This is a genomic window from Mycolicibacterium stellerae, from assembly GCF_003719305.1.
Classification (GTDB): Bacteria; Actinomycetota; Actinomycetes; order Mycobacteriales; family Mycobacteriaceae; genus Mycobacterium; species Mycobacterium stellerae.
Genome location: NZ_RARC01000072.1, coordinates 1 through 1,923, shown reverse-complemented (window position 1 = coordinate 1,923; position 1,923 = coordinate 1). Strand labels below are relative to the sequence as shown.

4 protein-coding genes are annotated in these 1,923 nt (G+C 63.4%); all 4 read right to left on the bottom strand.

The window, feature by feature from the left end; all coding sequences use genetic code 11:
* A partial coding sequence (gene nuoK, locus D6M19_RS33985) for an NADH-quinone oxidoreductase subunit NuoK (RefSeq protein WP_123029671.1) occupies positions 1-146 on the bottom strand: 146 nt, incomplete at its 3' end.
* Positions 146-910 (bottom strand): NADH-quinone oxidoreductase subunit J, encoded by a 765-nt coding sequence (locus D6M19_RS33980; RefSeq protein ID WP_123029670.1) that lies wholly within the window; start codon positions 908-910, stop codon positions 146-148. The genes nuoK and D6M19_RS33980, both read right to left, overlap by 1 nt.
* A complete protein-coding gene (gene nuoI / locus D6M19_RS33975; RefSeq protein WP_123029669.1) occupies positions 907-1,431 on the bottom strand; it encodes an NADH-quinone oxidoreductase subunit NuoI in 525 nt (174 codons plus the stop codon). The genes D6M19_RS33980 and nuoI overlap by 4 nt, the downstream gene beginning before the upstream one ends.
* On the bottom strand, positions 1,424-1,923 hold a 500-nt coding region (locus D6M19_RS33970; RefSeq protein ID WP_206428721.1), incomplete at its 5' end, for an NADH-quinone oxidoreductase subunit H. The genes D6M19_RS33970 and nuoI, both read right to left, overlap by 8 nt.

Genomic DNA, 1,923 nt, shown 5'->3' with positions numbered 1-1,923 from the left:
GAGAACGCCACGAACGCCAGATTGGCCGCATTGAGCATCAACTCGACACACATGAACATCACGATGGCGTTGCGGCGCAACAAAACCCCCGCCGCACCAATCGTGAACAACAACGCCGACAAATACAGATAGTTATCGGGGTTCATCAACGCTCCTCGCGTGCGAGGGGGTCTTCAACGTTCCTGTGTTGCAGGATCGCGGCGACCGAAAGCTCCGAACCCGAGCCGTCGGGTAGCCGCGCCTGAAGGTCCACGGCGTTGTGTCGTGCGAACACGCCTGGGCCCGGCATCGAAGTCGCATGCCCGCCTGGCTGGAACCGCGCCTCGGCCAGTTCGCGCTGGGTCTTGGCGCGCTCGAACCGCTCCTTGTGCGCGAGCACCATCGCGCCGAGCGCGGCGGTGATGAGCAGTGCACTCGTGAGTTCGAACGCCCACAGGTAGCGGGTGAAGATCAACGCCGCCAACCCCTCGACGTTCCCGCCACTGTTGGCCTCCGCCAGCCCGGTGAAGCCTGCCACCGACAGATTGCCGATTCCGGCGATCAGCAGGATGCCGAAGCCGACACCGATGACGATCGCCGAAACACGTTGCCCGCGAATGGTCTCCACAAGAGACTCGGATGAGTCGACGCCGATGAGCATCAGCACGAACAGGAAAAGCATCATCACCGCGCCGGTGTAGACGACCACCTGCACGATGCCGAGGAACAGGGCGTCCTGCGCGATGTAGAGCACAGCGAGCGAAATCATCACCGTCGCCAGGTTTATCGCCGAGTAGACCGCCTTCGGCGCGGCCACCATCGCGAGCGCACTCAGCACGGCGACAGCGCCGAGCACCCAGAACACCACGGCTTCGGCCGTGGAGGTACGACCCGTGGAATCGGTGGCCAGCGCGATGAATTCGACGTTCACCGTGCTTCCTCGGTGAGGGGCTTGATATTGCCCAGGTAGTAGTCCTCGTCTGTACTGCCTGGCTGCATCGGGTGCGGCGCCTGCACCATTCCCGGCTGCATCGGGGCGAGCAGTTTGTCTTTGCCCCAGATGAGGTCGGCGCGGTTGTCGTCGGCCATCTCGTATTCGTTGGTCATGGTCAGTGCGCGGGTGGGGCAGGCTTCGATGCACAGTCCGCAGCCGATGCAGCGTAGGTAGTTGATTTGGTAGACGCGGCCGTAGCGTTCGCCGGGGGAGAAGCGTTCGTCGGGGGTGTTGTTGTCGCCTTCGACGTAGATCGCGTCGGCCGGGCAGGCCCACGCGCACAACTCACACCCGATGCACTTCTCGAGCCCGTCGGGGTAGCGGTTGAGTTGGTGGCGGCCGTGATAGCGCTTGGCGACCGGCCCTGGCTTCTCCGGGTACTCCTCGGTGATCGGCTTCTTGAACATCGTGGAAAACGTGACCGCGAAGCCCGCAATGGCGTCGAGGAACTTAGGCATCGGCTTTCTCCTTGGCTGGGGGCAGCGGCGGTGCGGGGAAGACGCCCGTGTTGACCGCCTGCACCGGGATTCTGCGAACATTTCTGGCCCGCACTGTTTTCCACAGCAGCACGACGACGAGGAGAACGGCTACAGTGCCTGCGGCAAGCAGGCCTGTTGCCAACGCGGCGTGTCCATCGTTGCGCAGGCTGCGGGTGGTGGCCACGATCGCGATCCACACCAGCGAGATCGGGATGAGAATCTTCCAGCCGAGGGCCATGAATTGGTCGTAGCGCAGTCGGGGCAGGGTGGCGCGTAGCCAGAAGTAGCCGAACAGGAATGCCCATACTTTGGCGGTGAACCAAAGTAGGGGCCACCAGCCGGAATTGGCGCCGTCCCACAGGCTGATCGGCCACGGCGCGTGCCAGCCGCCGAGGAACATCGTGGTGGCCAACGCCGACACGGTGGTCATGTTGACGTACTCGGCGAGCATGAACATCGCGAACTTCAGCG

Excerpts from the sequence above, each read along its gene's own strand:
- nuoI (WP_123029669.1), bottom strand. The coding sequence starts at position 1,431 with ATGCCTAAGTTCCTCGACGCCATTGCGGGCTTCGCGGTCACGTTTTCC.